This window comes from Gordonia sp. NPDC003376 (genome assembly GCF_053589235.1).
Genome location: NZ_JBSFRM010000012.1, coordinates 49,611 through 73,411, shown reverse-complemented (window position 1 = coordinate 73,411; position 23,801 = coordinate 49,611). Strand labels below are relative to the sequence as shown.

The following is a 23,801-nucleotide window of genomic DNA, read 5'->3' as shown; positions in this document are numbered from 1 at the left end:
AGCCTAGTGCCGACCCGGCCCATCCGGTGCCGGTCACACCACCTGCACGGGTGGGTCGGCCGGGTCGGACCGGGTGGTCAGACCTCGGTGAGGTCGAGGGTCCGGGTCTCGGTGACCGACCAGAGGGCGATCAGCGTCAGCACGCCGGCGATCGCGAGGTACACACCGACCCAGAGGACGCCGTAGTCGGCCACCAGCCAGGTCGCGATGAACGGCGCCACCGCCGCACCCAGGATCGACGACACGTTGTAGGCGATACCCGATCCGGTGTAGCGGACGTTGGTCGGGAACAGTTCGGGCAGGATCGCGCTCATCGGGCCGAAGGTCAGCCCCATCAACGACATGCCCACGATCAGGAAGAACAGCATCGAGCCCTGGGTCACCGACGACGGGTTGAGCAGCCGGCCGAAGCACAACCCGAAGATCACGATCACCGCGGTGACGAGCAGGAGCACCGGTCGGCGGCCGTATCGGTCGGCGAGCCACCCGGCGAGGGGAACGCACGCCGCGAAGAAGAGCACGGCGATCAGCTGCAGCGTGAGGAAGTCGACGTAGCCGATCGACAGCGTGGGACCGGTTGCGTCGGCCACCTTGCCGGTGCCGTAGGACACGGTCCAGGTGGTGACGATGTAGAACAGCGTGTAGGTGGCCAGCATGATGAAGGTGCCCGCGATGAGCGGTCGCCAGCTGGTCCTGAGCACCTCGGCGAACGGCGCCTTCACCTTCTTGCCCTCGTGCACCGCGCGGGCGAAGACCGGGGTCTCGGTGAGCTTGAGTCGCACGTAGAGGCCGACGATCACCATGATCGCGGAGGCCAGGAACGGGACGCGCCAGCCCCAGGTCAGGAAGGCGTGGTTGGTCGCCGCGTTCTTGGCGTCGAAGTCCAGGCCGACCATCAGCAGCAGGAAGGTGCCGTTGGCGAAGAAGAAGCCGATGGGCGCGCCGAGCTGCGGCCACATCGCCGCCCACGCACGCTTGCCCTTCTCGGCGGTCTCGGTGGCGAGCAACGCGGCACCCGACCATTCGCCACCGAGTCCGAGGCCCTGGCAGAACCGCATCAGCGCCAGCAGCACGGGAGCGAGATAGCCGACCGAGTCGAAGGTCGGAAGCAGGCCGATGACGAAGGTCGCGATACCCATCGTGAGCAGGGAGCCGACCAGTGTCGCCTTCCGGCCGACACGATCGCCGAAGTGGCCGAACAGGATCGATCCGATGGGTCGCGCCACGAAGGCGAGCCCGAAGGTCGCGAACGACGACAGCAGTGCGGCGGTGTCGTCGCCGGCCGGGAAGAAGAGGGTGGGGAACACCAGCACCGCGGCAGTTGCATAGATGTAGAAGTCGAAGAACTCGATGCTGGTGCCGACCATCGAGGCGACGACGATGCGGCTTCGCGGCACAGCCTGAGGCTCCGTGTCCGCGGTACTGATGTGCTTCACTGTGAAAATATTATCCCCACGACCCTGCCGGGAAGACGCCGCCCACCGCGAAACGTGCGGTCAGACGGGTTCCGGAGTGGGTGCGTCGGCCCGGGGACCGGCCGAGATCTGCTCCGATGCAGCCGATTCGGACCGACGGTTCCACAGCGATCCGAGCGCGAGACGGCCGGAGCCGATGAACACGAGCAGCAGCAGCGCCCAGCAGAAGAGTGCCGCCGAGTCGCCGTCGTTCTGGATCGGCAGCAACCCGTCACCTTGGTGCTTCCAGAAGTAGGCCACGGCCATCGATCCCGAGCCGATCAATGCCGCGACGCGGGTACCGATGCCGAGCATGATGAGCAGGCCGCCCACCAGCTGGATGGCCCCGGCCCACCATGAGGGCCAGGCACCGATGTCGGCGGTCTGCCCGCTGTAGGGCGCGACGGGCCAGGCCATCAGGGTGGACGTGCCGTGGCAGAAGAACAGGAATCCGACAACGATGCGGAAGATGCCGACCGCCCACGGGGCGACCTTCTCAAGTGAGGTAAGCATTGCCTAACTATTACAGAGCGTCCCGGGGCGACCAAGAGCTGCGAACCAACTGTGAGTCATCCCACCCGGCCCTCCCCAGGCCACCTCGAGAACCCACCGGTCTACCGGCCCGGTCAGCACACCGACGCCCCGGCCGGGGCCGGGGCGTCGGTGTGCGTGGTGGGATCGGACGAGCGGCTCAGTGGCCGCGCTTGATCCATTCCTCGAGATGCGGGGCCTCACCGGCAATGGTGGTGCCCTCACCGTGCCCGGTGTAGACCTTGGTCTCCGGGTCGAGGGCGAAGATCTTGTCGCGGATCGACTCGATGATCGTCGGGAAGCTCGAGAACGAGCGCCCGGTGGCACCCGGTCCACCCTGGAACAGGGTGTCGCCACTGAACAGCACACCGGCCTCCGGCACGTAGATCACCGACGATCCCGGCGAGTGGCCGGGGGTGTTGATCACCGTCAGCGTCGTGCCGGCCACCTCGATCTCCTGGCCGTCGGCCAGATCGCCGTGCTCGACACCGGGATGCGTCTCCTGCCACAGCATGTCGTCGCCCGGATGCAGCAGCACCGGCGCGCCGGTCGCCGTCGACAGTTCGGGTGCCACGGTGATGTGGTCGTTGTGTCCGTGGGTCAGCACGATCGCGGTGACGGTGCGATCGCCGACACCGGCGAGGATCGGCGCGGCCGAGTGGGCGGCGTCGATGATCACCACCTCGTCGTCGTTGCCGACCAGCCAGACGTTGTTGTCGACGTCCCAGGTGCCACCGTCGAGCGAGAACGTGCCGGAGGTGACGACGTTCTCGATACGCAGGTCGCTCACGCCTTCACCTCGACGACCGAGCGGAGCACCTTACCGGCCTCCATCGCCTCGAAGGCGGCCTCGACGTCGGTGAGGCCGACACGCTCGGTGACGAACTTGTCCAGCGGCAGACGGCCCTGCTCGTACAGATCGATCAGCATCGGGAAGTCACGCTCGGGCAGGCAGTCGCCGTACCACGACGACTTCAGCGCCCCGCCGCGGGAGAAGAAGTCGACGAGCGGCATCTCCAGGGTCATCTGCGGGGTGGGCACACCCACCAGGACGACGACACCGGCGAGGTCGCGGGCGTAGAAGGCCTGCTTGTAGGTTTCCGGACGGCCCACCGCGTCGACGACGACGTCGGCGCCGTTGCCGTCGGTGAGGTCCTGAACCGCGGTGATCACATCGTCCACCTCGGCACCGTTGATGGTGTGGGTGGCGCCGAGATCCTTGGCCCACTCCAGCTTTGCCGGGTCGCGATCGATCGCGATGATCGTGGTGGCACCGGCCAGCTTGGCGCCGGCGATCGCGGCGTCACCGACACCGCCACAACCGATCACGGCCACCGAGTCACCGCGGCCGACGTTGCCGGTGTTCATCGCGGCACCCAGGCCGGCCATCACGCCACAGCCGAGCAGACCGGCGACGGCCGGGTCGGTCTCGGGATTGACCTTGGTGCACTGCAATTCGTGGATCAGGGTCTTCTCGGCGAAGGCGCCGATGCCCAGCGCCGGGGTGAGCTCGGTGCCGTCGGTGAGCGTCATCGGCTTGCTGGCGTTGAAGGTGTCGAAGCAGTACCACGGGCGGCCCCGCTTGCAGGCACGGCACTCGCCGCACACCGCACGCCAGTTGAGGACGACGAAGTCACCGGCCTCGACGTGGGTGACGTCGGAGCCGACGGTCTCGACGATGCCCGACGCCTCGTGTCCGAGGAGGAACGGGTACTCGTCGTTGATGCCGCCCTGCTTGTAGGCGAGGTCGGTGTGGCACACGCCGCACGCCTGGATCTTCACGATCACATCGCGAGGACCGGGTTCGGGGATGACGACGTCGACGACTTCGGTCGGCGCACCCTTGCTCCGCGAGATGACTCCCTTGACCGTCTGCTGCGACATATCCGCTTCTCAATCCTCTCGATGACAACTCTGGACTGCCGCACGACAGTCCGGTATGCGTCCCAGTCTCGTGGGCCCGCCGAATTCATGCATCCACCCGAATGGATGGTTCTGCCTAGCCGAAAGTACAGGCGTTCATTTCGGACCGCTCGTCAGGCGGCGGTGATCCCGGCCTTCGCCGCGAGCAGTCCGGCCTCACCGCGGTTGGACACCCGCAGTTTCTGCAGGATCGCCGTCACATGGAACTTGATGGTGCTCTCGCTCACGCCGAGGTCCCCGGCGATCTGCTTGTTGCGCCGCCCGAGCGCGAGGTGTCCGAGGACTTCGAGCTCGCGGGGGTTGAGGGTCGACAGCAGATCCTCGTCGGGCCGTTCGTCGGGGGCCTCGAGGGGTAGCCGCGCGCACACCCGGCTACCCCAGCCGGGCAGGGTCTCCACCTCGAGCCGGCCGTCGAGGGTCCGCAGCCGGCCGGCCAACTGCCTGGTCAGCGCATCGCCGTCGAGAACTCCGGCCCCGTGATCGCGGATGTCGACGACGAGGTCGGTGCCGTCGAATCCCCACGCGATCCGCAGCCGTGCCACCGCGGGCTGGGCGGCGAAGGCCACCGCCACGGCGCGCACGATCGCCCGGGCGCCGTGCGCGATCTCGCCGGGCAGCGCCCGCCCATCGGGTTCGGGCCGCACATAGTCCACCTCGCCCGGCAGGTGCCGCAGCACCGGTTCGAGTTCGGCCTGCAGCCGTGCGAAGGCCGCGGTCGGCACCTCGGTGGCCAGTTCCCGGTCGGAGGCGCCCACCGAGCGCAGCGCGATCAACGCCGACGACGCGGTCTCGGCGGCCGCGGCCCGAGCTGTCCGATCGTCGAGGTCGCGCGAGCGCAGGGTGCCGAGGATCGACGCGAGCGTGTCCTCATGGGTCTCGGTGAGCTGCGCGATGGTGCGGGCGCGTTCACTCGACGCCGCCCGCGACTCGGCGAGGTAGTCCGGGCTGGCCTGCGCCACCTGCTGGCGGATGGAGGTGGCCACGATCGCGAACCACGCACGCAGCACCTCGTCGGACGGCGGGGTGGTCGCGCGTGAGGGTTTCGCGACGACGACGAGCAGGGTGTCGGTCTCGTCGCGGACGGCCCGCACGGTGTGGGTGGCACCGCCGATCGCGACGGTCGCGGTCACCACCTCGCCGCTGCCGACGGTCTCCCTGACGGCGTCGAGTTCGGCAATGGTCACCCGGTCGACGATCTCCCTGTCGCCGGCCACCTTGCGGGGTCGGCCGGTGCACTCGCGGGTGAAGATCACCAGCGCGCGATGGGGCCAGTCCGGGGCGAGGAAGCGGGAGAAGCGGACCGCGATCTCCGGCAGCGGCCCGTCGATCACCTGCCGCAACTGCTCCAACCGAACGTCCACCGCCCCACCCTAGCGTCGAGGGGCAGGCGAGCCGCGCCGTCGGGCCGTGCCGTCGCCCCGGCTCCCGGTCCCGGTCCCCAGCTCCCGGCCCGCGTCCCCAGCTCCCGCTCCCGGTCCCGGTCCCGAAACTAGGGGAAAGTGGTCCTTCCCCTGGTTTCACAACCTTCCCCTGGCCACAACACGGGGAAGGCCCCGAACCTCGGGGAAACTCGCCTTCCCCTAGTTTCGGGAAAACGCACCTTCCCCTGGTTTCGGGGAAACGCACCTTCCCCTAGTTTCGGGGAAGCGCACCTTCCCCTGGTTTCGGGGAAGCGCACCTTCCCCCAGTTTCCGGGAAGCACACAACCCCGGCTTCCGAATGAGCCTCGACGACGCAAACCACTGCGCTCCAACACAATTCGTACCAACACAACTCGCCCACCGCACGGGAGTGCGGTGGGCGGGTCGCGTGACGGATCAGAACGTGATCAGCGGTTTGATGATGTCGTCCTGCTTGTCGGCCATCATCGTGAACGCGTGCTCGACGTCGTCGAATCCGAAGCGATGCGTGGTCATCGCAGCCGGATCGACCTTGCCGGTGGTCATCAGCGTGAACAGCCGCCGCATCCGATCGCTGCCGCCGGTACACAGACCGGTGCGGATGGTCTTGTCTCCCATGCCGAGTCCGAAGGCCATCAGATCCAGCTGCAACGGTGCCGGATTCTCCCCGTGATACCCGATGTTGGACAGCGTCCCACCGGCCTTCAGACACGCCAGCGCGGCCTCGAAGGTCTGCGGGAATCCCAGCGCCTCGATCGCCGCATCGGCGCCGACACCTCCGGTCAGATCCATGATCTGCTCCACCGGATCACCCTCGGTGAAGTCGACGACGTCGTCGGCGCCGTACTGCCGCGACAGGGCTTGCCGCTCCGGCCGGGATTCGACGGTGATGATCCGGCCTGCGCCGAGCAATCGCGCGCCGATGGTGGCACACAGCCCCACCGCTCCCTGCGCGAAGACGACGACGGTGTCGCCGATCTCTATCTGCGCATGCTCGGCGCCCATGATCCCGGTGCTGAGCATGTCGCATGCATAGACCGCCGCCTCGTCGGCCAGGTCGTCGGGGATCGGCGCGAGATTGCCCGTCGCCGCAGGCACCAGGAAATACTCGGCCATGTTCCCGTCCACCTGGGCGGTGTACTTGTAGCCACCGAGCAGTCCACCACACTGGCTGGTGAATCCTCGCTGACAGTAAGAACATTCGAAGCACGGGGTGACCGCGTTGACGGCCACCCGCTGCCCCTCGGTGAATCCGGTGACCGCGGATCCGAGCGCGGCGATCACCCCCACCGACTCGTGTCCCAGGGTGCGGCCGTTCTCCACCGGCAACGCACCCTTGACGGTGTGGACGTCGGAGGTGCAGATCAGCGAGGCGGTCGTCTTGACCAGTGCCTCGGTGGGCCCGGGGGTGGGTATGGGCTTCTCGATCACCGCGGTCTTGCCGATGTCGAGCATGGTGAAGGTCTTCATCGATCCGGACATGTCAGAATCCGGCTCCTTTCGAGATCCATCGGATCACTGTCTGTTCCACCGGACGATCAGCCATTCAGATTCTGGTAGAACGCCGTTTCGAACTCCATGTACTTGGTGAACGACGTCGGGTCACCGAAGGGCAGGATCTGGGTGGCCCAGTACCCGCCGTAACCGTTCGCCCGGTCGATCCAGTAGAAGAGATTGGCGAGGCCGGCCCAGCCCAGTGCGCCGGCGGGACGCCCGGTGGGCGCCTGCTCGTTGTTGATCATGAACGGCAGAGACCACGACTTCGACTGCCCGGGGAAGAATTCCGCATCATTCGACAACGACGGGATCACTCCGGGCAGCATGGTCACCGGCAGATCGCCGAGATGGTTCTGCACCGCCATCTCGACGGTGTCGGCGCGCAACACGCGACCATGTTCTCCCGCACCGTCGTTCAGCCACATGCGGATGAACTTCAGGTAGTCGCCCACGGTTCCGTACAGACCGTGACCACCGAAGTCCACCTCGGGCGGCGACGGCAGTTCGAGGTCCATCGGCGTCAGCGATCCGTCGGCATTGCGCGCATGGATCTCCGCGAGTCGTGTCCGGAAGTCCTCGCGCAGGATGAAACTCATGTTCTCGATGCCGAGGGGCGCGAAGATGCGTTCGGCGAACACCTCGCCGAGTCGCTTGCCGCGCACCGCCTCCACCACCTGGCCGGCCCAGTCGATGTTGGTTCCGTACTGCCACTTCTCGCCCGGGTCGAACAGCAGCGGGGTCATCAACGCGGCCTTGGTGGCGCTGATGACGCTCGGCTGCCCCTTCTCCTCCGCCAGCCGCGCATAGACCGCGTCGAAGAAGTCGTAGCCGAATCCACCCGTGTGGGTGAGGAGTTGACGCGTCGTCGGCACCGACCGCGGCGCCCGCAGGATCGGTTCGCCCGCGTCGTCGAAACCCTCGATCACCTTGAGGGTGCCGATCTCCGGTGCGTAGTCACCGGCCGGGCGGTCGAGGTCGAGCAACCCCTCTTCGACGAGCTGCAGGACGGCGGTCGCCGTGATCGCCTTGGTGGTGGAGAAGATCGCGAACACGTCGTCGACGGTCAGCGCGGCCGCACCGCCGAGCCGGCGGACACCGGCCGCATGGGCGTAGATCGTCTCGTGGCGGTCGGTGATCGCGGCGACCACACCGGGCACCGGGGCGTCGCCGCCGACCGCGGATTCGAGGATCTGATCGGCCGCGGCACCGAAGGCGGACGTGTCGAGACGAGAGAAAGTGCTGGTCATCGGTTTCATCCTTTCGAGAATGTGATGTGGATCATAGTCCGATCAGGTCAGCGAGAACCCCTTGTAGCCGGCCGCCGCCGCCTCGAGCGTGGCCTCGCGGTAGGCGCCCACGCCGCCGACGTAGGACAGCACCCGGCGCGGCTTGCCGGGCACATTCGACCCCACATACCAGGAGTTGGTGCGCGAGATGAGGTTGGCATCGGCGAGCTCGTCGTGGTGTGCCACCCAGGCGTCCTCACCCGCGGCGGTCGGCTCGATGACGGTCTTGCCGTGTTCGCCCATGTACCGGATGGCCTCGTTGATCCACTCGGTCTGCTGCTGCAGGCAGGTGGTCATGTTGCACAGCGCCGCCGACGGTGCGAGCGGCACCGCTGTGGTCAGCATGTTGGGATAACCGTGCACCATCAGACCCATGGTGGTGCGGATGTCACGCGACCAGTCCTCCTTGAGCGAGCGGCCACCTCGACCGCGGATGTCGATCCGGGTGAGCGCACCCGTGCCGGCGTCGAATCCGGTGGCCATGATGATCACGTCGAGCTCGTGCAGGGTGCCGTCGGCGAGGATGATGCCGTTCTCGACGATGCGGGCGATCGGGTTGTCGCGCACCGGAACCGCGGTCACGTTGTCGCGGTGGTACACCTCGAGGTAGTTGGTCTCCAGCGGCACACGGTGGGTACCGAAGCCGTAGTCGGTGGGGATCAGCAGCTCGCACAGGTCGGGGTCCTGCAGCCGCGCCCGCATCTTCTCGCGGACGAACTCCGACACCTCTTCGCTGATCTCCTCGTCGGCGAAGATCTCCGCGAACGACGCCAACCACAGCTTCAGCGAGCCGTTGTCGTAGTCGGCCTCGAGCTTCGCCCGACGCTGCTCGGGTGTCAGGTCGGCCCAGGCGTCGGTGAAGTCGTACTCGAACCCGGTGAACGTGGTCGGCAGGGTCTCCTTGAGTTCGCCGAACCTGGACTTGTACCAATCGACCTCCGCCTGACCGTAACTCGGGTTCTTCATCGGCAGCGCGTACTGCGGGGTGCGGATGAACACGGTGAGCTCGTCGACCTCCGCGGCGATCGACTGGATCACCTGGATACCGGTGGCGCCGTTGCCGATCACGCCGACCCTCTTGCCGGCGAAGTCGATACCCTCTTTGGGCCACCGCGCGGTGTGCACCAGCTGACCGTCGAAGTCACCCTGGCCGGGGAACAGGTCGTGCATCGGTGCCGACAGCATGCCGCAGCACGTGATCAGGAACTGCGCGTCGATCGTGTCGCCGTCGGCGGTGGTCAGCGTCCAGCGGTTGGCGTCTTCGTCGAAGACGGCGCTGACGATCTCGGTCTCCAGCGAGATGTCACGGCGCAGGTCGAGCGAGTCGGCGACGTAGTTGAGCCACTGTTCGATCTCCGGCTGGCCGGGGAATCGCTGACTCCAGCTCCACCCCTTGTAGAGTTCCTCGTTGAACAGGTACTGGTAGATGTACGCCTCGGAATCGAAGCGTGCGCCCGGATAGCGGTTCCAGTACCAGGTGCCGCCGACGCCCGACGCCTTGTCGTAGGCGCGGACGTCGAGTCCCTGTTCGCGCAGCATGTGGAGCTGGTACAGGCCGGCGACGCCCGTTCCGATGACCGCGGCGTCGAGTGTGGTGGTTGCCATGATGACCTCCTGGGTTGTGGTGACGCTGTGTTGGTGATGGCGCCGGGGTGTGACGGCGCTCACTGCGGAGAATTCTCGGCGCTGTCCCAGGAGGTCCCGGTGTCCCATATTGGGACACCGCACCTGACCCTCCGCACAGTGTCGTTTCCGCCGAAATCGCTGCATAATCGGCTATGTGTCCCATGTCACACCTCTGCCGTATGTCACATATCCACCGGCGCCCGAGAACGGAGGCACGCGACGATGACCGACCTGCGCGAGCGCCAGCTCCGCATCGCCGCAGCCCGCGCGGACTTCCTGGAGTACGGCCCGGCCGGTGCCGCCGGGGTCGACGATGTGGTGGCCGCATCGTGGGAACGCAGCCACGATGCCGGGGTCAACGCCGACCGCTACCACGTCGACTTCCACGACGACATCGACTTCGACTCCCGCCTGGCGCGCTGTGCGCAACCGGTGATCGAGCGGCTCACCGAGGACATGAGCGATGTCCCGGTGACGATCGCCCTCACCGACGCCAAGGCCCGGATCGTCGACCGCCGGGACTGTTCGGCCGCAGTGGGACGGGTCCTCGACCGTGTCGACTTCCAGCGCGGGTTCTGCTTCGTGGAGAGCGGTGTGGGCACCAACGGGGTCGGCACGGTCTTCGAGGTCGGCGCCCCGGTCCGGGTGATCGGCTGTGAACACTTCAACCAGAAGCTCATCCAGTTCGCCTGCACGGGTGCCCCGGTCTTCGATCCGGTGAGCGGACGTGTCGTGGGCGTCTTGGACGCGAGCATGCTCGCCGACACGTGGAATCCGTTGATGGATGCCCTGATCCGCTCGGCCGCCGGGGAGATCGGGCGCAATCTCCTGCTCGACCGCAGCCAGGCCACCCGAGCACTGTTCGAGACCTATCTGCGCGCCGACGCCCGGCCCCACCAGCCGGTGATGGCGGTCGGCAGTGGGACGCACGGTATGCGCGGCGCCGACACCACGATGGTCAACGAGGCTGCACGCGAGCTTCTCTCGCCTGACCAGCAGAACACCGTTGCCGAGTTCGCGCAGTTCCTGATGACCCGTTCCGAGCGTGCCGCACGCCATCTGACGCTCGATGACGGACGCCGAATCCGGCTGCGTTCCACCGGGATCACCTGTAACGGCGATACCGTGGGGATGGTGCTCCTGCTCGACGAGGACGAGATCGTGATCCCGGGTTCGACTGCACCACTGTCGATTCCGGACATCTCAGCACCCGAGTCTAAGCGAGAGCGCGCCACCCGGTCGGCGGCCACGACACGCAGCCCGGCGTGGCGAACCGCCCGAGCCGAGGCCGTCGAGGCCTTCGAATCCGGTGACGGACTGCTCGCCCTCGGTGAACCGGGATCTGGCCGGCTGTCGCTGATCGCCGAGGCGTTCCGTGAGGTCCACGGCGACGCGCCGGTGGTCGTCGTCGACGCCCCACGATTGGGGCGCGGTGAGCAGGTGGTGTCGCCGGACCCCACCGTCGACGGTCCGGCGCTGCTGGTGGTCCGGCGACCGGATCAGGTCGGAACCGACACCGCGGCCACCCTGTGCGGCATGGTCGACGACGCCCTCACCACCGGATACCGGGTGGCGGTGACGATGGGATCGGGTGACACCGCGGCCGACTCTCCAGCAGCCGTCCTGCTCGATCGGCTCGACCGCTCGGTGACGGTGCCACCGTTGCGTCTGCGCAGCGCGGATCTGGAGTCGATCGTCGCGCAGATCGTGAAAGATGTTTCACCACAGAGAATCACGCGCCTGAGCCCCAAGGCGATGCGGGTGATCGCGAGCTACGGCTGGCCCGGCAACATCACTCAGTTGCGGCAGGCGTTGAGCGAGGCGTTACGCCGGCGCCCCGTCGGCGAGATCCAGCCCGAGGACCTTCCGGGTTTCTGCCGGTCCAACACCACCCGCACGCTCACCACGCTGGAGTCCGCCGAGCGCGACGCGATCGTCGCCGCACTCACCGAATACGACGGCAACCGTGTCCGCGCGGCAGCGGCGCTGGGTTTGTCACGCAGTTCGCTGTACCGAAAGATGCACAGCTACAGCATCTCCGGAGTCTGACACCAGATCGGTCCACCCGCGGGTTCAGGCGGCGCTCAGGCCAGGGCGGCGAGCAGTTGCGCCTTGGTCATCGACGAATAGCCCCTGATGCCCTTGCCCTTTGCCTCGGCGCGCAGCTGCGCGACCGTCGGTCCGCCACGCGCCGGCGCGGGTGCGACCCTGTGTGCCGGAGCGGTTTTCGACGCCGCCGGGGTGCTCTTGTCCACCGGGGCGGACTTCTTTGCCGGTGCGCTCTTCTTCACCGGCGCCGACTTCTCCACCGGCCCGGGCTTCTTTGCCGGCCCGGACTTCTCCACCGACGCCGACTTCTCCACCGGCACAGGGCTCTTCATCGGTGCGGAGTTCTTCGTGGGGACAGTCGCAGGCGGCGCGCTCGTGGGCCACGACGCGGTGGCCTTGCGCGCCGGCGATTCCTCCGGAGTGGTCTCGGTGGGAATCTCCACGGGATCGAATACGGCAACGGGTTTCGCGGGCTTGGTCGGTCTCGGCTGCGCAGCAGATCGATCGGACACGGCCGACTTCGCGACGGTTGACTCCGGAACGGTATTCGCCGCGACTGTATCGGTTGCGTTCTCCGCGCCATCGGCAGGCGGACCGACGGCGGGCGGCTCATCAGTCCTGTCTCCCGACCCGGGGTCGCCCAGCCCGGGGATCCGGCTGAACAGTTTCAGCACTTCGCCCCGCAGCGCGGAGAGGTCGGTCTCGGCCTGTTTGATCCGGTTGCGGGCGGCCCGCTCGACCTGGGCCAGCTCGTCGGTGAGCCTTCCGATCTCGGACTCGAGCCGCTTGATCGCGGCATCCTTCTTACCGCGCCTGGGGGTGGATTCGACGGTCGGCGCCGCTTTGCCAGGCGAATTCTTGACAGCAGCGCGTTTCCCGCTGCCGGGCTTGGCACCGCCCTTCTTCCCTGCGGCCTTCTTCGACCCGGACTCTTTCACGCCCGTCTCTCTCACATCGGCCTTCTCGGCCCCAGCGTCCTTCGACCCGGCATCTCTCGAGCCGGCCGCTTTCACCGACGCCTTCTTGTCACCGGCCTTCTTACCGCCGTCTTTCTTCGCCATGCCGCCGAGTCCTCCCGCCCTGCCTGCTGTGTGGCCCCAGCCTAAATGATCGATTGCTGGTGGTCAGCGCTCACAGGCGGTCGACGAGCGAGTGGTTTCGGCACCGATGCGGTCGTGTACCGGATGTCGGCGGTCAGGGCGGCGTAGTGGGGGTCGGTTGTCGGCTGTGGTACCGCTCGACGCCGGCCGCCGGGTATGCCGCGATGGTGCGCAACAGATGTCGGAGCAGTCCTCCGATGAACGGAAAAGCTTAGCGCAGCAACCTCACTCAGCCCAACTGTCCATCGACGGAGCAGCACGCGGTGTTCCGCGGCCGCACCCCCATGCGATCACGTTGTTCGGCGAGACGATTCCGGCACACGGCGAGCAGGACCCACTGGGTCGCCGGATCACGCGCGACGGAGACGTCGGCGCAGTCGCTCACGCCCACAGCGGGCGCGGCTCATCGAGCCGGCGACGATTCCTCATCTGGCCGGTCACGCTCGCGGACCGTTCCGAGCACCAGATCGGAATAGCGCTCGGCCAGTTCCTCCGGGGTGAGTTTGCTGTCCTCCTGGTACCACGATGCGATGTTGGCGCCCATCGCGAGCGCCGCCCTGGCAGCCTCACCCGGGTACTTCGTGGTGAAGTCACCCGTTCGCACGCCGCGCTCGATCACCCCCCGGAAGATCGTTTCCTGCTCATGGCGCAGCGCGGTGACGAGGGCCAGTCCCTCGGGGTCGAGACTGCGGAGTTCGGATGCACCGATCAGCGCCTCGGGTTGCCGGGTGGTGTGGAAGATGACCCAGGCCCGCATGGCCGCGTCGAGTTGCCGTGCAGGGGAATTGTCAGCGGCGAGCACCGCGTCCCGGGTGCTCTCGATGGTGTCCCGCATCGTCGCGGCCATGATCTCCCGCAGGATCTCCTGCTTGGACGGGTAGTAGTGGTAGATCGATGCCACCGTGACCCCCGCGCTCGAAGCGATGTCACGCATCGATGTGCCGTGATAGCCCCGCTCGGTGAAGTTGCGGATCGCGCACTCGAGCAGCGCAGGCCCCTTGTTCTGGCTCCGCGTTCGGGTGCGCTGCATTTTCATGTCCTTTCGTAGGCCCACTCAGCCGTACGATCGTTTAGCCAATCGCGTGTGACGTGGGCGGCCACAAGGCCGCGATGGATCGACCGTATCAAATTTCATCACTTCTTCCTGGGAAGACTCGTGTGTTCCAGTCAGATTCCCCCGTTGACGTGAGTCGTAAGTCACAGTAGTGTTCAGCTCGACAAAACGAACGATCGTTTATCTAACGGGATCGGAGTGAGGGAAGTGACCGGTATCGACCGCGCGGCGCGGTACTACGGCGTCGGCGATGTCCGAGTCGAGGAGATCGACCTCGCGGCCGTCGGCGTCGACGAGGTCCGCATCGACGTCGCGTACTGCGGGGTGTGCGGATCCGATCTGCACGAGTACTTCGCACACCAGACCGTCACTCCGGTCGACGCGCACCCCCTGACCGGCCAGCGGCTGCCGATCGTTCTCGGGCACGAGTTCTCCGGCACCATCAGCGCGGTCGGAACGGACGTCCACGATCTGACGGTCGGCGATCGCGTGGCAGTGCGCCCGACCTACAGCTGCGGACGGTGCGCCGGCTGCGACCGCGGACACCCCAACACCTGCGAGATGATGGCCTTCCACGGTCTCAGCGGCCCCGGCGGCGGCCTCGCGACCAGGACGATCGTCCCCGCATCCATGGCCTTCCGGCTCCCGGACGCGGTGAGCCTGCTCTCCGGAGCATTGGTCGAACCCATGGCCGTCGCCCATCACGGTGTGAACCTCGCACTCGTCGACGACGCCGACGTTGCGTTCGTCGGTGGTGCGGGTCCCATCGGCCTGGGAGCGCTGTTCGCGCTGCGTGAGGCCGGTGTCGCCGACATCGTCGTCTCCGATCCGTCGGCGGCCCGCCGCGCGATCGCACAGCGCCAGGGTGCGCAGACGTTCGATCCCCGCGAGCAGTCGCTCGCCGACGTTCTTGCCGGCCGAACACTCGACGTCGCCGTCGAAGCCGCAGGCGTGGGGGCCGTTCTGACCGACGCGATCGGCGCCCTCGGTCCGCGTGGGCGGGTGGTCCTGCTCGGACTGCACGAGAAGCCGATGGAGTTCGATCCGACCAGCCTGCTGTACCGCGAGGTGAGCGTGATCGGCTCGTCCACCTACACCGATGAGGATTTCCGGGCCGTGATCGCGGCGATGGAAACGGGCGCCTACGACCCGGAGGGCTGGGTCTGCACGCGCCCCCTCGACGAACTCTGTGACGTCTTCGCCGAACTCCGGACCGGCGGGCCGACCAAGGTCCTCATCACCCCCAACCACTGACCGTATTCATCCCGACAGCCCAGTCATGTCTTCACGGAAAGGAACCCACATGACAGATCTCCATATCGACGCCGACGCCATCACCCTCAACGAGAAGGACGCGCTCAACGACGTGGCGCTGCGATACCAGCTCAACGACATCTACGCGCCCGCCGACGAGGAGTACTCGCCGTGGATGTTCGTCGAAGGTTCGGAAGGGATGTGGGCCCGCTACCTCTGGTTCGACATCCGACTCGGACAGTGGGGCGCAATGGTTCGCTCCGACGGCCCGGGCGTACTCGGCCGGCACAAGCATCGCTCGGGAGTCCTCGGCTACACCGTCCGCGGAAGCTGGGGCTACGAGGAATACGACTGGGAGGCGAGCGCCGGCGACGTCGTCGTCGAAAGCCCCGGCGTGATCCACACCCTGCGCTCGGTCAACCCGGAGGGCTTCGAGACCTTCTTCGTGCTGAACGGCTCGATCGACTGGTACGACGCCGACGACAACGTCGTCCTCACCGAAGACACCTTCTACAACATCCATCGCTACGAGCAGTACTGCAAGGACCACGGCCTCAAGATCAACGACGAACTCTTCCGGCGTTGAGCACGATCCCGATCGGCGCGGGGACCCCGAAGGACGCGATGACCGGAGGGTCACTCGCCGGCAAGGTCGCGGTGGTCACCGGCGGCACCTCGGGCATCGGCCTGGGCACCGCGACCCTGCTGGCCGAGCGTGGTGCCCAGGTACACGCGGTAGGACTTGCAGCAGAACAGGTCTCGCCGATCGACGGCGTGACCGTGACCGAACTCGACGTCACCGACGCCGGCGACGTCACGGCGTTCTTCGGCGGCCTCGACCGCCTCGACATCCTCGTACCGGCGGCCGGGATCTCGCTGGGCGCCGAGGAGCACGAGCCGGCCGGATTCGCCCAGGTGATCGACGTCAACCTCCTCGCCGTGCACCGCTGCTGTGCGGCGGCACAAGATCTGCTGTTCGCCGGCGGCGGTGCGATCGTGCTGGTCGCCTCGATGTATGCCACCTTCGGTTCGGCGGTCAGTCCCGCCTATGCAGCGAGCAAGGGCGCCATCGTCCAGCTCACCAAGTCACTGTGTCAGTCCTATGCGCCGCATGGTGTTCGGGTCAACGCGGTGGCCCCGGGATGGATCGAGACACCGTTGCTCGACAAGACCCGTGAGGTCGCACCCGATATCTACGCCGGGTTGCTCGACCGCACACCCCTGCACCGGATCGGACACGTCAGCGACGTCGGCAAGGCGGTCGCCTTCCTGGCCGGCGACGACGCCGAATTCATCACCGGTGCAGTACTTCCCGTCGACGGCGGATACCTCACCGTCTGACCGCAGGCACCACCCACCAGAGAGACACCCGGGAGAACCGGCAGTTCCCCATACTGCCGACTCTCCCGGGTGACCTGGTGCTGCCCGGACCCGGGCACCCACAGTCGGAGAAGAAAGGACGTGCTGATGGTCTCCCCGACCACATTTCGCACCGAAGGTCTCACAGTCAGATACGGTGGCGTGCTCGCTCTCGACGCCGTGTCGATCACGGTCGAGCCGGGCGAGTTCGCCGGTCTCATAGGACCGAACGGAGCGGGCAAGACGACGTTCATCGACTCGGTGACCGGCTACGCCAGGGCCACCGGCCGGGTGATGCTCGGCGACGTCGACATCACCTCGATGGCAGCGCATCAACGGGTCGGCGCCGGGATCGGGCGCACCTTTCAGAGCCTGGAACTGTTCGAGGATCTGACCGTCGTCGAGAACGTGCTGGTGTCCACCGAGCGTGCACGCTGGTGGGCGCCGCTGACCGAATTCGTCCGGCCGCGCACGTCGAGCAGACTGCCTGCCGACGTCGAGGAGGTTCTCGATCTCGTCGGATTGACCGACCGGATGGATGCCTACCCCCCGGACCTGTCGCTGGGCGAACGTAAACTCATCTGTGTCGCACGGGCACTGGCCACCAACCCGAGCTTCCTGCTGCTCGACGAGCCGGCCGCGGGTCTCGACTCCGATGCCGGCCTGGTGCTCGGCAGGCAGCTGAAGAGCATTGCGCAACGCGGAGTGTCGATCCTTCTGGTCGACCACGATCTCAGCCTGATCCTCGACGTGTGCGAGCGGATCAACGTGCTCGACTTCGGCAAGCTGATCGCTGCCGGGACGGCCGCGGAAGTGCGCCGTGACCCCGCGGTCATCGCCGCATACCTCGGCGAGGACGTCGACTCGACGCCCGAGGCGTACGACGCCGCACCGACGGAGTCGGTTCGATGACCCCGGCGATCGAGATGCGCGACGTGACAGCCGGTTACGCCGGGGTTCCGGTGCTACGCGGCGTCGACCTGCACGTCGATCCGGGCGAGGTGGTCGCGCTGCTCGGTGGCAACGGTGCGGGCAAGACCACCACCCTGCTGACGCTGGCCGGAGTCCTCAAGCCCATCTCGGGACAGGTGCTGGCGCTCGGTGACGAGGTCACCTCGGGCAAGCCGCATCTGCAGGCCCGCCGTGGTGTGGTCCTGGTCCCCGACGACCGGTCGGTCTTCGCCAACCTCACCTGCCGGGAGAACATTCAGCTGGCACGGGCTCCGCGGGGAACGCGGCTGGACATCGAAGAGATCGTCCTGCAGTACTTTCCGGCGCTGAAGCCCAAGCTGTCGGTGCCGGCGGGGTTGCTGTCGGGTGGCGAGCAGCAGATGCTCGCAGTCGGCCGCGCGATGGCGACCCGACCGCACGTCCTGATGATCGACGAGCTCAGTCTGGGGCTCGCGCCGTTGGTGGTCGCCGAGATGATGCCGACCATCCGCACCATCGCGACCGAGATCGGCGCGGCGGTCCTGCTCGTCGAGCAGCACGTCGATCTGGTGCTCGAACACTCCGATCGGGCCTACGTACTCAACCGCGGGCGGATCGCCCTCACCGGTGGCGCCGCCGATCTGCTCGCCGACAAGGCGCAGCTGCGGGCCAGCTACATCGTCGAGGAGGCAGTTCGATGAGTGATCTCATCCTCTTTCCGATTCTCGGTCTGGGCGCAGGCGCCGTCTACGCGCTGATCGCCCTCGGCATCGTCCTCATCCACAAGGGCACCGGTACGGTCAACTTCGCGCAGGGTGCCATCGCCGGCTGTTCGGCGATCCATTTCGGGATAGCCACCAGCAACGGAACGCCGCTGTGGCTGGCGGCGGCGACCTGCATCATCGTCGCCGGAGTCGGCGGTGCGCTGTTCTACCTGGTGGTCATGCGGCGGCTGCGCAACGCTCCAGCGCTGGCGCGTATCGTCGCGACCCTCGGATTGATGCTGCTCCTGCAGGGCCTGGCGACACAGATCTGGAAGGTGCCGACGGTCGTCGCACGGCCGATCTTCCCCGTCGACAGCATCCGCATCCTCGACATGAACTTCGGCGTCGACCGCCTCTATCTCACCGCGACGGCGATCGTTCTCGCAGTGGCGCTGTGGGCCTGCTACCGCTACACGCGATTCGGTATCGCGACCCGCGCCGCCGCCGGCAACGAGCGCGGTGTCGCGTTGCTCGGCTACTCGCCCGACTACATCGGTGCCACCAACTGGGCATTGGGCTGCATGCTCGCAGCACTGGCCGGTGTCCTGTTCGCGCCCATCGCGGCTCTCAACATCGCCACGCTCACCTTGCTGGTGGTGCCCGCGCTCGCCGCCGCACTTGTCGGCAAGTTCGACTCGTTCGGTGTCACGGTCGGCGTCGCATTGGCGATCGGCGCCGGGCAGTCCCTGCTGACCAGGTTCGTCACCCAGCCGGGTATCAACGACGCCCTGCCGTTCCTTCTGATCGTGCTGGTGATGGTGGTCTCCGGGCAGCTGATCCCGGGGCGAGGATCACGCGAGACCTCGCGCCTGCCACTGGCTCCGAGCGTTCGACGCCGCGCGCTGCCGCTCGCTGTCGTCGGGGTCGTCACGATCGCCGGGCTGGCACTCCTCGGCAACGTCTACCGCGACGGCATCACCACCAGCCTGATCATGGTGATGTTGGCGCTGTCGCTGGTGGTGGTGACCGGCTTCACCGGCCAGATCTCGCTCATGCAGATGGCGTTCGCCGGTCTCGCCGCGTTCGCCGTGTCGAAGTTCGGCCAAGACGCCGGCCTCCCGTTCCCGATCCCGATCCTGCTCGCCGCGATCGTCGTGGCGCCCATCGGCATCGGAATCGGTTTCGCGGCCCTGCGTGTGCGCGGGATCAGTCTCGCCGTCGTCACGCTCGGTGCGGCGGTCGCGGTGTCGAGCTTCCTGTTCGGTAACGCCGCGTGGACCGGCGGCGCCGACGGCAGCCATGTCCCGTCGCCGTCGCTGTTCGGCTGGTCGATCGACTCGGTGGCACATCCGATCCGCTTCGGCGTGGTCACGCTGGTGGTCACCCTCGCCCTGATGGCCGGCGTGCTCAACATCCGGATGAGTGCGATCGGACGCCGCATGCTCGCCGTCCGTAGCAACGAACGGGCTGCCGCGGCATCGGGAATCGACGTCGCGATGACCAAACTCCAGGCCTTCGCACTGGCGACCTTCATCGCCGGGGTGGGCGGCGGGATGCTCGCCTATCAGCTCGGCGCCGTGGCATTCACCCGCTTCGTCCCGATGGCGTCGATCACGCTGCTGGCCTTGGTCTACATCGGCGGCATCGCCACCGTGTACGGCGCGATGACCGCGGGGGTGATCGCCAACGGCGGCGTCCTGTACGTCGCGCTGACCTCGGTCGACGCGATCTCCCAGTGGTGGATCATCATCTCGGGCGCCCTGCTGATCGTCAACGCCGTCCTCCAGCCCGACGGAATCGCGCTCGCCGTCGGCCAACAGGCCGACTGGGTGCGGCGCCGGCTCCGGACACTCGGCAAGACCACCGAGTCCGGTCTTCAACCGGCCGATGCCTGACCCCCTGCCCGATCCGAACGACTCCACGTACCCGTAGCGAGAAAGAAGACCGACATGAAACCACGACGGGCAGCTCTCTGGGGAGCGCCGCTGCTCGCGCTCACCCTGGGTCTCGCCGCGTGCAGCGGTGGCGGCGGCGACGTCACCCCGGGATCGGTGCCGCTGCCACCGGGGGCGCCGATCGTCTTCTACGACATCACCGACGCCACCGGGCTGGGCGGCACATCCGCGGCCATCTCGCAGTTCACCACCGGCGAGCTCGCCGCACAGGACCTGCTCAACTCGCAGGGCGGTGTCGGCGGGCGGCCGATCCAGGTCAAAACCTGTGACAGCAAGGGTGATCCGGCCGCGACCACGGCATGCGCACAGGCCGCCATCAACGCCGGCGCGGTCGCAAAACTCGGATTGTCGGTGGCCTGGGGCGAGAACGGGTTCCCCGTGCTCAAACGAGCCGGTATCCCGAGCCTGAATCCTCCGGTCAATCCGCAGGACCTGCGCGACGGCGAGGGCAGTTTCGTGACCGCCGGATCGACGGAATACGAGGCCCAGGTGTACTACGCGGGCGCGGTCCTCGGAGCACGGTCGATGGTCGTGTTCACCGATGACAACCCCAGCGGGCAGGACCACATCGCGCGGGTCGAGGCCGCGATCCACAACTACGGCTACGACATGACCGTCACCCCGGTACTGTTGCCGGCCGGCACCGCCGACCCCACCCCGTTTGTCGCGAAGGCCGTCCGGGCGAAACCCGACGTGATCCTGACCAACCAGTCGGGGGCACAGGCGGCACAGGCCTACACCGCGTTCTACCAACAGGGTTTCGACGTGTCGAGGATCCTCAACCAGGGTGGTGCCGCCGACTACGAGAGCTTCTTCGATCGGGTCGACGCCAAGGTCGCCGACGGCGCGCTGTTCAGCTATGCGTTCGCCAATCCCGACGATCTCACCGATCCGCAGGTGTCCCAGTACCGGGACGCGATGACGAAATACGCAGGAGTGCAGGGCAAATCGGAGTTCTACGAATGGGGATTCGCCAATGTGATGACACTGGCGGCGATCGCCGAGGAGATCGGCCCCGATCGATTCGACGCCGCATCCCTGAAGGAGTTCCTGCTCGGCGTCGACGACTTCCCGATGTTCCTCGGCCAGCCGATGAGCCGCGAGTACGCGACCACGGCTGCACCGGCGATGATTCGACCCCAGATCCAGGTCCTGCAGTACCGCGACGGGAAGCTCGTCACGGTGCAGGGATGGTTCAACCCGTACGACAAGGTACGCATCCGGTAATCGGTTGCCGAACCGGATATTCGACGACAGCGCCGGCGAGAGATGTCGCGGGCGCAAGGAACGAGGACACGTGATCGATTCACTCGCACCAGATCTCATGGCAGACCGGACGGTGTTCATCTCAGGCGGCGGCAGCGGGGTGAACCTCGCCATCGCATCGGTGATCGCCGAACTCGGCGGAAACCTGTCGATCTGCGGCCGCAGCCAGGATCGGCTGACCGCCGCGGCCGCCGAACTCACCGCCCGCGGCGCGCAGGTGGTGACGACCGTCGCCGACGTCCGTGACGCCGATGCGATCAAGCAGGCGTTCGCCCGCACCGAGGCGGAGCTCGGGCCGGTCAGTGGGGTCGTCTGCGGTGCAGCGGGCAACTTCGTCGCACCCGCCGAACGGATCTCCACCAACGGATTCAAGGCAGTCGTCGACATCGACCTGCTCGGCTCGTTTCACGTTGCGCGGGAAGGCTTCGAGCAACTCCGGGCCACCCGCGGAGCAGTGGTGTTCGTGTCCGGCGGCCAGTCGTTGATGACGTTGGAGGCGCAGGCCCACGTCGGTGCCGCGAAAGCCGGTGTCGACCAGCTCATGCGGTCGCTCGCACTGGAATGGGCGACCTTCGGGATCCGCGTGAACTCGATCATCCCGGGACCGGTGCGCGACACCGAGGGGATGCGCAGGCTCACCGAAGGCGGCGTCGAACAGGCATGGATCGACTCGGTGCCGTTGCACCGCTTCGCATCCGGAGACGAGATCGGCGCGATGGCCGCGGTACTGCTCTCCGACATCGCGTCATACATGACCGGGGCCCAACTCATGGTCGACGGCGGGCTGAATCTCTCCGGCGGCGGGCATGTCACCGCGATGTCGCGGCAGATGACCGGTGTGGCAGCCGGCGCGGTGCAGTGATGCAGCACTTCCCTGACGCCCACGCCGCGAATCCGGACCGCATCGCGTACACGATGGCCGGGTCCGGACGGCGGGTCAGCTATGCCGAACTCGCCGCGGATTCACAGGCGATCTCCGCGATGCTCTGGTCCCGGGGGCTCCGGCACGGCGACTGCGTCGCGATCCTGATGGAGAACCACCCCGACTTCCTCAAAGTGGCCTGGGCGGCGCAGCGGTCGGGGTTCCGGTATGTGGCGCTGTCGACGCGGCTGACCGCGTCGGAGGTCGCCTACATCCTGGCCGACTCCGCGGCACGGGCCATCGTCACCAGTACGGACTTCGCCGGGCTGGTCGCCGAGGCGCTGGCCGGAGACCAGACGATCCACCGCTTCACGGTCGGTGCGACCGGCGACGGATTCGTGAATCTCTTCGACGCGGTGGCGGCCGCACCGGAGGTGATCGTCGACGAGCGCGAGGGAGTCGATCTGCTCTACTCGTCCGGGACGACCGGCCGACCGAAAGGTGTGGTGTCCCAACTCGATCTGGCGCCGCTGGGCAATCCGCCCGGCATCGCCGGTCTCCTCGAGACGAGGTGGGGATTCGACGCCGACACCACCTACCTCTCGCCTGCGCCGCTCTACCATGCCGCACCGCTCCGGTTCGTGATGACCGTGCAGCGCTGTGGGGGGACGGTGGTGATCATGGAGCGCTTCGACGCCGCGAGCGCGCTCGCACTGGTCGAGGACCATCGGGTGACCCACACCCAGATGGTTCCCACGATGTTCATCCGGATGCTCAAACTTCCGCAAGCACAAAGGGATGCGCACGATCTGTCGTCCTTGCAGGTGGTGATCCATGCGGCGGCGCCGTGCCCGGCCGAAACCAAGCGCGCGATGATCGGGTGGCTGGGACCGATCATCCACGAGTTCTACTCGTGCACCGAGAACTACCTGTTCACCACGCTGGACTCACAGGAGTGGCTCGATCACCCGGGCTCGGTGGGCCGGTCGCTTCTGGGCACCGCACACATCGTCGACGACGGGGGGACCGAACTGCCGACCGGTCAGGTGGGTCAGATCTGGGCCGCCGACGGTTTCGCCTTCGAGTACCTCGGCGACCCCGACAAGACGCGGGCGTCGCGAAACGAGTGTGGCTGGACGACGGTGGGCGACATCGGATATCTGGACGCGCAGGGCTATCTGTATCTGTCCGACCGGCGGACGGATCTGATCCTGTCCGGCGGTGTCAACATCTATCCACGCGAGGCCGAGGATGTGTTGGCCGTGCATCCGGCGGTCGCCGATGTGGCGGTGTTCGGGATCCCCGACGACGAACTCGGGCAGGTGGTGCACGCCGTCGTTCAGCCTGCCGATCCGGTCGTCGACGCCGCACTTCTCGAGCAGCAGCTTCTCGAGCACTGCCGCTCGGAGCTCGCCCGATTCAAGTGCCCGCGGCGCATCACGTTCGAGGACCAGTTGCCTCGGCACGCGACCGGGAAGCTCTACAAACGGCTCCTTCAGGAGAAGTATTCGATGGCTGCACAACAGCAATAGACCGACGACAGCAAACGAT

Annotated in this window: 20 protein-coding genes; 10 read left to right on the top strand and 10 right to left on the bottom strand. The window is 67.0% G+C overall.

Annotated elements, in window-relative coordinates; genetic code table 11:
• Window positions 1-77: 77 nt before the first annotated feature.
• The 8 genes from ACWDUA_RS14225 to ACWDUA_RS14190 all read right to left on the bottom strand — a co-directional run bounded on the left by ACWDUA_RS14225 (window position 78) and on the right by ACWDUA_RS14190 (window position 9,696).
• A complete protein-coding gene (locus tag ACWDUA_RS14225; RefSeq protein ID WP_449751734.1) occupies window positions 78-1,367 on the bottom strand; it encodes an MFS transporter in 1,290 nt (429 codons plus the stop codon).
• Between the two features lie 129 nt (window positions 1,368-1,496).
• The gene (locus ACWDUA_RS14220) at window positions 1,497-1,967 is read right to left on the bottom strand and encodes a DoxX family protein (RefSeq protein WP_449751652.1); all 471 of its coding nucleotides are present in this window, start codon (window positions 1,965-1,967) and stop codon (window positions 1,497-1,499) included.
• Window positions 1,968-2,145: 178 nt separating this feature from the next.
• A complete protein-coding gene (locus ACWDUA_RS14215) occupies window positions 2,146-2,775 on the bottom strand; it encodes an MBL fold metallo-hydrolase (RefSeq protein ID WP_449751651.1) in 630 nt (209 codons plus the stop codon).
• On the bottom strand, window positions 2,772-3,869 hold the full coding sequence (locus tag ACWDUA_RS14210) for an S-(hydroxymethyl)mycothiol dehydrogenase (protein WP_449751650.1): 1,098 nt from the start codon (window positions 3,867-3,869) through the stop codon (window positions 2,772-2,774). The genes ACWDUA_RS14215 and ACWDUA_RS14210 overlap by 4 nt, the downstream gene beginning before the upstream one ends.
• Before the next feature lie 152 nt (window positions 3,870-4,021).
• Window positions 4,022-5,269 carry a LuxR C-terminal-related transcriptional regulator gene (locus tag ACWDUA_RS14205; protein WP_449751649.1) on the bottom strand — a complete coding sequence of 416 codons (1,248 nt, stop codon included), beginning with the start codon at window positions 5,267-5,269 and terminating at the stop codon, window positions 4,022-4,024.
• 456 nt (window positions 5,270-5,725) lie between these two features.
• On the bottom strand, window positions 5,726-6,790 hold the full coding sequence (locus ACWDUA_RS14200; protein ID WP_020792973.1) for an NAD(P)-dependent alcohol dehydrogenase: 1,065 nt from the start codon (window positions 6,788-6,790) through the stop codon (window positions 5,726-5,728).
• A 56-nt stretch (window positions 6,791-6,846) separates the two neighbouring features.
• Window positions 6,847-8,052 (bottom strand): serine hydrolase domain-containing protein, encoded by a 1,206-nt coding sequence (locus ACWDUA_RS14195; RefSeq protein WP_449751648.1) that lies wholly within the window; start codon window positions 8,050-8,052, stop codon window positions 6,847-6,849.
• 42 nt (window positions 8,053-8,094) lie between these two features.
• Window positions 8,095-9,696 carry a flavin-containing monooxygenase gene (locus ACWDUA_RS14190; RefSeq protein WP_449751647.1) on the bottom strand — a complete coding sequence of 534 codons (1,602 nt, stop codon included), beginning with the start codon at window positions 9,694-9,696 and terminating at the stop codon, window positions 8,095-8,097.
• 243 nt (window positions 9,697-9,939) lie between these two features.
• Here ACWDUA_RS14190 and ACWDUA_RS14185 point away from each other — a divergent pair, with 243 nt between their 5' ends.
• Window positions 9,940-11,766 carry a sigma-54-dependent Fis family transcriptional regulator gene (locus ACWDUA_RS14185; protein ID WP_449751646.1) on the top strand — a complete coding sequence of 609 codons (1,827 nt, stop codon included), beginning with the start codon at window positions 9,940-9,942 and terminating at the stop codon, window positions 11,764-11,766.
• 35 nt (window positions 11,767-11,801) lie between these two features.
• On the opposite strand, the gene ACWDUA_RS14180 is transcribed toward ACWDUA_RS14185, so the two are convergent.
• Together ACWDUA_RS14180 and ACWDUA_RS14175 are read right to left on the bottom strand one after the other, a co-directional pair.
• The gene (locus ACWDUA_RS14180; protein ID WP_449751645.1) at window positions 11,802-12,827 is read right to left on the bottom strand and encodes a hypothetical protein; all 1,026 of its coding nucleotides are present in this window, start codon (window positions 12,825-12,827) and stop codon (window positions 11,802-11,804) included.
• 442 nt (window positions 12,828-13,269) lie between these two features.
• Complete coding sequence (locus tag ACWDUA_RS14175; protein WP_449751644.1) at window positions 13,270-13,896, bottom strand: TetR family transcriptional regulator; 627 nt, start codon at window positions 13,894-13,896, stop codon at window positions 13,270-13,272.
• A 231-nt stretch (window positions 13,897-14,127) separates the two neighbouring features.
• On the opposite strand from ACWDUA_RS14175, the gene ACWDUA_RS14170 reads away from it, so the two are divergent.
• From ACWDUA_RS14170 to ACWDUA_RS14130, 9 genes are all read left to right on the top strand, one after another.
• The gene (locus tag ACWDUA_RS14170) at window positions 14,128-15,174 is read left to right on the top strand and encodes a 2,3-butanediol dehydrogenase (protein ID WP_449751643.1); all 1,047 of its coding nucleotides are present in this window, start codon (window positions 14,128-14,130) and stop codon (window positions 15,172-15,174) included.
• Window positions 15,175-15,223: 49 nt separating this feature from the next.
• Window positions 15,224-15,760 (top strand): 2,4'-dihydroxyacetophenone dioxygenase family protein, encoded by a 537-nt coding sequence (locus ACWDUA_RS14165; protein ID WP_449751642.1) that lies wholly within the window; start codon window positions 15,224-15,226, stop codon window positions 15,758-15,760.
• Window positions 15,757-16,515 (top strand): SDR family NAD(P)-dependent oxidoreductase, encoded by a 759-nt coding sequence (locus ACWDUA_RS14160; protein WP_449751641.1) that lies wholly within the window; start codon window positions 15,757-15,759, stop codon window positions 16,513-16,515. Before ACWDUA_RS14165 ends, ACWDUA_RS14160 begins: the two co-directional genes overlap by 4 nt.
• Before the next feature lie 126 nt (window positions 16,516-16,641).
• Complete coding sequence (locus tag ACWDUA_RS14155; protein ID WP_449751640.1) at window positions 16,642-17,445, top strand: ABC transporter ATP-binding protein; 804 nt, start codon at window positions 16,642-16,644, stop codon at window positions 17,443-17,445.
• Window positions 17,442-18,164 (top strand): ABC transporter ATP-binding protein, encoded by a 723-nt coding sequence (locus ACWDUA_RS14150; protein WP_449751639.1) that lies wholly within the window; start codon window positions 17,442-17,444, stop codon window positions 18,162-18,164. The genes ACWDUA_RS14155 and ACWDUA_RS14150 overlap by 4 nt, the downstream gene beginning before the upstream one ends.
• On the top strand, window positions 18,161-20,062 hold the full coding sequence (locus tag ACWDUA_RS14145; protein ID WP_449751638.1) for an ABC transporter permease: 1,902 nt from the start codon (window positions 18,161-18,163) through the stop codon (window positions 20,060-20,062). The genes ACWDUA_RS14150 and ACWDUA_RS14145 overlap by 4 nt, the downstream gene beginning before the upstream one ends.
• 54 nt (window positions 20,063-20,116) lie before the next feature.
• Window positions 20,117-21,349 (top strand): ABC transporter substrate-binding protein, encoded by a 1,233-nt coding sequence (locus ACWDUA_RS14140; RefSeq protein ID WP_449751637.1) that lies wholly within the window; start codon window positions 20,117-20,119, stop codon window positions 21,347-21,349.
• A 70-nt stretch (window positions 21,350-21,419) separates the two neighbouring features.
• Complete coding sequence (locus ACWDUA_RS14135) at window positions 21,420-22,250, top strand: SDR family oxidoreductase (protein WP_449751636.1); 831 nt, start codon at window positions 21,420-21,422, stop codon at window positions 22,248-22,250.
• Window positions 22,250-23,782: an AMP-binding protein gene (locus ACWDUA_RS14130; RefSeq protein WP_449751635.1), complete on the top strand. Its 1,533-nt coding sequence runs from the start codon at window positions 22,250-22,252 to the stop codon at window positions 23,780-23,782. The genes ACWDUA_RS14135 and ACWDUA_RS14130 overlap by 1 nt, the downstream gene beginning before the upstream one ends.
• The last annotated feature ends 19 nt before the right edge of the window (window positions 23,783-23,801 follow it).

What these genes read in the sequence shown, in the direction of transcription:
- ACWDUA_RS14225 (WP_449751734.1), bottom strand. Translation starts at nt 1,367, where the DNA reads ATGGTCGGCACCAGCATCGAGTTCTTCGACTTCTACATCTATGCAACT.
- ACWDUA_RS14220 (WP_449751652.1), bottom strand. Translation starts at nt 1,967, where the DNA reads ATGCTTACCTCACTTGAGAAGGTCGCCCCGTGGGCGGTCGGCATCTTC.
- ACWDUA_RS14210 (WP_449751650.1), bottom strand. Translation starts at nt 3,869, where the DNA reads ATGTCGCAGCAGACGGTCAAGGGAGTCATCTCGCGGAGCAAGGGTGCG.
- ACWDUA_RS14200 (WP_020792973.1), bottom strand. Translation starts at nt 6,790, where the DNA reads ATGTCCGGATCGATGAAGACCTTCACCATGCTCGACATCGGCAAGACC.
- ACWDUA_RS14195 (WP_449751648.1), bottom strand. Translation starts at nt 8,052, where the DNA reads ATGACCAGCACTTTCTCTCGTCTCGACACGTCCGCCTTCGGTGCCGCG.
- ACWDUA_RS14190 (WP_449751647.1), bottom strand. Translation starts at nt 9,696, where the DNA reads ATGGCAACCACCACACTCGACGCCGCGGTCATCGGAACGGGCGTCGCC.
- ACWDUA_RS14185 (WP_449751646.1), top strand. Translation starts at nt 9,940, where the DNA reads ATGACCGACCTGCGCGAGCGCCAGCTCCGCATCGCCGCAGCCCGCGCG.
- ACWDUA_RS14180 (WP_449751645.1), bottom strand. Translation starts at nt 12,827, where the DNA reads ATGGCGAAGAAAGACGGCGGTAAGAAGGCCGGTGACAAGAAGGCGTCG.
- ACWDUA_RS14175 (WP_449751644.1), bottom strand. Translation starts at nt 13,896, where the DNA reads ATGCAGCGCACCCGAACGCGGAGCCAGAACAAGGGGCCTGCGCTGCTC.
- ACWDUA_RS14165 (WP_449751642.1), top strand. Translation starts at nt 15,224, where the DNA reads ATGACAGATCTCCATATCGACGCCGACGCCATCACCCTCAACGAGAAG.
- ACWDUA_RS14155 (WP_449751640.1), top strand. Translation starts at nt 16,642, where the DNA reads ATGGTCTCCCCGACCACATTTCGCACCGAAGGTCTCACAGTCAGATAC.
- ACWDUA_RS14150 (WP_449751639.1), top strand. Translation starts at nt 17,442, where the DNA reads ATGACCCCGGCGATCGAGATGCGCGACGTGACAGCCGGTTACGCCGGG.
- ACWDUA_RS14145 (WP_449751638.1), top strand. Translation starts at nt 18,161, where the DNA reads ATGAGTGATCTCATCCTCTTTCCGATTCTCGGTCTGGGCGCAGGCGCC.
- ACWDUA_RS14140 (WP_449751637.1), top strand. Translation starts at nt 20,117, where the DNA reads ATGAAACCACGACGGGCAGCTCTCTGGGGAGCGCCGCTGCTCGCGCTC.
- ACWDUA_RS14130 (WP_449751635.1), top strand. Translation starts at nt 22,250, where the DNA reads ATGCAGCACTTCCCTGACGCCCACGCCGCGAATCCGGACCGCATCGCG.